At 45.7% G+C, this 4,886-nt stretch carries 4 protein-coding genes; 1 reads left to right on the forward strand and 3 read right to left on the reverse strand.

The features are described 5' to 3' along the window. Positions 1-61: 61 nt before the first annotated feature. Genes DW033_RS05765 through dnaG form a run of 3 tightly spaced genes read right to left on the reverse strand, consistent with a single transcriptional unit; the run spans position 62 to position 4,377 of the window. Complete coding sequence (locus tag DW033_RS05765; protein ID WP_122382526.1) at positions 62-1,378, reverse strand: ABC transporter permease; 1,317 nt, start codon at positions 1,376-1,378, stop codon at positions 62-64. Continuing rightward, the gene (locus DW033_RS05770) at positions 1,375-2,247 is read right to left on the reverse strand and encodes an ABC transporter ATP-binding protein (RefSeq protein ID WP_008780206.1); all 873 of its coding nucleotides are present in this window, start codon (positions 2,245-2,247) and stop codon (positions 1,375-1,377) included. The genes DW033_RS05765 and DW033_RS05770 overlap by 4 nt, the downstream gene beginning before the upstream one ends. A gap of 12 nt (positions 2,248-2,259) precedes the next feature. Further along, the gene (dnaG, locus tag DW033_RS05775) at positions 2,260-4,377 is read right to left on the reverse strand and encodes a DNA primase (RefSeq protein WP_048927668.1); all 2,118 of its coding nucleotides are present in this window, start codon (positions 4,375-4,377) and stop codon (positions 2,260-2,262) included. Positions 4,378-4,602: 225 nt separating this feature from the next. Here dnaG and DW033_RS05780 point away from each other — a divergent pair, with 225 nt between their 5' ends. Further along, on the forward strand, positions 4,603-4,863 hold the full coding sequence (locus DW033_RS05780; RefSeq protein WP_370453716.1) for a transcription termination/antitermination NusG family protein: 261 nt from the start codon (positions 4,603-4,605) through the stop codon (positions 4,861-4,863). Positions 4,864-4,886: the final 23 nt, after the last annotated feature.

Here is a 4,886-nt window from a genome sequence, read left to right on the forward strand (position 1 = left end):
ATAAAAAAGCCTCGTTATTCGATAAGAGTAGCGAGGCTTTTTTGTTGTAGATATCATGTTTTTATTTGTAACGAAGCCATTTGGACATCTCCTTTATACTGGGTTTCTTACCATACATGAGAATGCCTACACGGTATATTTTGGCGGAAAACCAAGTGAAACCGATGGATGATATATACAAAAATCCAATGGAAAGTAGTATTTCCCACAAAGGCACCTCGAATGGCACCCGGACCATCATCACGATCGGAGAGGTGAAGGGGATCATGGAGCACCAGAAAGCTAATGGTCCGTCAGGGTTTTCCATGCTATAGATTCCCGCATAGAGGGCGAAAACCAAAAGGAGCGTGACTGGTAGCATGAATTGTTGCGTGTCTTCTTGGCCGTCTACAGCTGATCCGATAGCGGCGAATAAAGAAGAATATAATAAGTAGCCGCCTATGAAATAAGCGATAAACAAGATGCCTATCTCGGTGAAGTTAATCGTATGAAGCATCTCTATCCATTCATTTCCATGCTGCTGGGCTGCGATAGCCGTCATGTTAGGGGTTGTGTTAAGTGCCATGCTTGATTGCAAGATCTCGCTTTCCATACCTCCTCCCAAAAAGAAAGTTCCCCCGGTGATGAGAATAAAGGTCATAACCGCCCAAAGGAATACTTGCGTAAGCCCGACAAAACCGATTCCTATAATTTTACCCATCATTAAGTCGAAAGGTTTGACGGACGAGATCATGATCTCGATGATCCGGTTCGTCTTTTCTTCCATAACCCCTTGCATGACCATTCCTCCATAGATTAGGATGAACATATAGATAAGCATGGTGAAAATTACTCCGGTTATGGATGCCACTACGGACGAGGATTGCTTTTCGCTTCCGTTATCCCCCCATTTGATCGTTTGTATGTTGAAATCTACTTTACTTTCTTTTATGATCTCTTGTAGATTGGGGATATTGAATGTTGCCAGTTTGTCACTCTCTATCTGCTTCTTTAATGTCATATTGACGAGTCGGCTCAAATCCGCCGGGATTTGTTTCTTGGAATAGAGGGTTGCGTTTTTCGGATTTTTCTGCAAGTCGTCGGAGATGTTGAGAAATGCGAATATCTCCTTTTCCGACATTTGCCTGTACTTATCCATATCTTTGTCGCCGTTGATAAAACGATAGCTTTCCGTATCCTCGAACAACGGGGCGTATTTGCCGGTGGCGTCGAGTATGGCGACTGTATGAACCTCATCTCCCTTGATGGAAGAGAGCCATAGGGGGACGAACGCAAGTGCAGCGAATAGAAACGGTGTGAGGAACGTGAGCAGGATAAATGACTTTTTACTTACTCTCCGGAGATATTCCCGTTTGATGATTAATCCAATTTTGCTCATACCTTTGATGTGTTTGTACCGGAAACGGTGTTGATAAAAATGTCATTCATAGAAGGGATCTCCTCCGTGAAGGAAAGAATCTCATATTGGGACGCCAGCCGGGTAAGCCAATCGGAGTTACTGATATTTTCTTCCTTGCGTATCCTTAACTCCTCAATACCTCCAGTCTCCTTGCGTACATTTAATATATAGGTATTACTCTTAAACCGTTCCCGTACCTCCTTGACATTGCCGGACAGGACGACCTCAGAGCGATTGATTAAAGCAATCTCGTCACAAATCTCCTCAACGGAGGACATGTTGTGAGTTGAGAATATAATGGTATGTCCGGCCGCCTTCAATTCCAATATCTCTTGTTTAAGGCGATCGGCGTTGACCGGATCGAATCCGCTAAATGGCTCGTCAAAGATCAATAGCTCGGGTTCGTGTATCACGGTAATGATGAACTGTACTTTCTGCTGCATACCTTTCGACAGCTCTTCCAGTTTGCGATTCCACCAAGGCATGATGTCAAATTTCTCGAACCAACGGGTCAAACGACTGCGTGCCTCTGGGTAGGAGAGACCTTTCAATTGTGCCAGATAGATCGCCTGCTCCCCGACTTTCATCTTTTTATACAACCCTCTCTCTTCCGGCAAGTAACCGATCTGGTAGATGTCTTCCGGGCTGGATTCATGGCCGTTGAAGCGAACGATTCCGCTATCCGGTGCCGTAATCCGGTTGATGATCCGGATCAAGGTCGTCTTGCCCGCCCCGTTAGGCCCCAGTAATCCAAAGATAGTTCCTTGAGGAACTTGGATACTCACCTTGTTTAGTGCCAGATGTCCGGCGTACTGTTTTACCACGTTTTCTGTCTCAAGGAAATTCATAGATGTTTTTTATTACATTTTTAATACGATACGCTCACCCAGCTCTTTGCAGAGCACGTTCTTGATCTCGTTGAGGTGGGCGTTCTGTTTCATTAAATCAAAGATCAGCTCCATGTCTCCCTTGTTTTGAGCCTCTTTGATTTTCGCTTGGATATCCTTTATCTTATAGAGGATATAGGCATCTTTCATGGAATAGATTTCCCGGGGTACCAAGTAATCCAATTTATCTTCTTCTTGCTCCAGTTCCCTGAACTTCGTATGATATTTACTAAGCTGGTACTTATCGCTAATAAGGTTGGCGGCAAGCCGGCTGATGTTCGGGTCCGGATGGGCAAGGAAATAACGACTGGCCATAAAGCCCTCGTTTTGACAATGTTCAGCAGCTTCGTCCAGCATTTGTTTGAAGGCTGGCGTATAAAACGTAAGGTCATCACGTTCCAGATCGAAACGGATATAATCGGCGACCCTCATGATGACATGCTCGTTGGTCTCCTCATCTACGTAGTCATAGAGGACACGTTCGCCATATCGTACGATATAGCGCAGAAGAGCCAACTCATAAGCCTCAAAAGGAGAACGTTTCGGTTGGACCTGTATGTTGGGAGCCGTCGGAACCTCGTAGGGAGGAGTAGGGGGCGGACCCGCTTCCTCTTCCGGAATATAGTCCTCGGGCAGTGGAGGCGGAATATTTTCCGGAGGAAGGGTATTCGCCTCTTCCGGTGTATACGGTTGGTAGCCGGGGAAATCCGGATACTCAGGGATCGTATTGGCTGGAGGTTGAACGGGCGGTGTATTCCTTACGGATTTAGCCGCTTGGTTCTCTTCCTTGTTGAGACGGATCTTATTGACCTCGTTGAGTAAGACTTGCTCGTCTATCTCCATGGTCGTACTACATTCCCGGATATACACGGAGCGAGCGATATTATCAGGTATAATCGCTACCGTACGGATAATATCCGAGATCAGGGCGGAACGTTTGATCGGATCACCCCCCGCTTCCGCCAATAGTAACTTTGTCTTGAAACGGATGAAATCCGTCTCGTTCTGGCTGATAAACTCTGCGAACTCGCTCGCGCTATGGCTACGGGCAAACGAGTCCGGATCTTCTCCCGCCGGAAGAAGCACGACCTTGACGTTCATCCCTTCTTCCAATAACATATCGATACCCCGGAGGGCCGCTTTGATTCCGGCGGCGTCTCCATCGTATAATACCGTGATATTATTCGTGAAACGATGTATGAGCCGGATTTGCCCTTGCGTGAGCGCCGTACCCGAGGAGGCAACCACGTTTTCTACGCCCACTTGGTGCATACCGATCACGTCCATATATCCTTCCACCAAGAAACAGCGATCCTGTTTCATGATTGCTTGCTTGGCGAAATAGATGCCGTAAAGCTCGTTGCTTTTATGATAAATCTCGCTTTCGGGGGAGTTTACATACTTTGCGGTCTTCTCGTCCTTTTTCAATACACGTCCGCCGAATGCCACGACCTTTCCGCTTAACGTATGGACGGGAAAGATAACACGTCCTCGAAAACGATCATTCACGTTTCCGTTATCATAAGTGATAACTAAACCGGTTTTCTCGAGGAATTCCTTTTTATAACCTGCTTTTATAGCGGTTTTGTATAAAGCATCCCGCTGGTCCAAGCTATACCCGAGCTGGAATTTACGGATGATATCTTCCCTCAATCCTCGCTCGGCGAAGTAGCGCATACCTACGCTTTTCCCTTCAACATGCTCATGTAATAAAGTAGAGAAGTATTGCCCCGCCCAACTATTGACGATAAGCATACTTTCCCGGTCGCTACGGATTTGTTTCTCTTTCTCGGTAAGTTCCCGTTCCTGTATCTCTATATTGTATTTTTTCGCCAGAAAGCGTAAAGCGTCGAAATAGCTGAGTTGCTCATGTTTCATGATGAAGTGAACGGCGGTTCCACCTTCTCCGCAAGCGAAACACTTACAGATATTCTTTGAGGGGGATACGTAAAAAGACGGTGATTTGTCCGAATGAAACGGGCATAATCCTACATAGTTGATCCCTCGTTTCCGAAGAGTCACGAATTCAGAGACAACATCCACGATGTTCGCCGCATCCAATATCCGGTCTATGGTAGGTTGATCGATCATTTTAAATTACTCCTTTTTTAGCGAACACAAATGTAGTGAAAAATAACCAAACACAAACAAGAGCCAATGTTTGCTTGTGTTTAGTTATTTTTCCCTATATTTGCAACGTGAAACGAATGCTACTCGCCAAGTACGCCTTCCAACTTATAAGACTATATTTTGTAACTGATTGGATATTAATAGAATATATATCCTTTCAGGACTAGAAGAATTATCCATCATCCTGTGGAACATCCTTTGACAGACAATTGGTTCGTATTGCGAGACCTGACCCGTCCCAATGCTAAACGCCCGGCCTATAGGTTGCTGGAGGAAAAGGGCATAGAGGTTTTCACTCCTATGCGTTGGCAGTTGGTCGAGAGGAAGGGTAAGCGGATTCGTGAGGAGGTTCCTCTTCTGCACGATTTACTTTTTGCCCATACTACCCGTACCTGTATGGATCCAATCGTAGAAGAGATGGCTCACCCGATAAACCTGGGGGATTAAGCATACAGCTTTGTAAGTCTGAA

Origin of the sequence: Parabacteroides sp. AF39-10AC (assembly GCF_003635405.1) — a bacterium.
In the GTDB taxonomy this organism is placed as follows: domain Bacteria; phylum Bacteroidota; class Bacteroidia; order Bacteroidales; family Tannerellaceae; genus Parabacteroides; species Parabacteroides distasonis.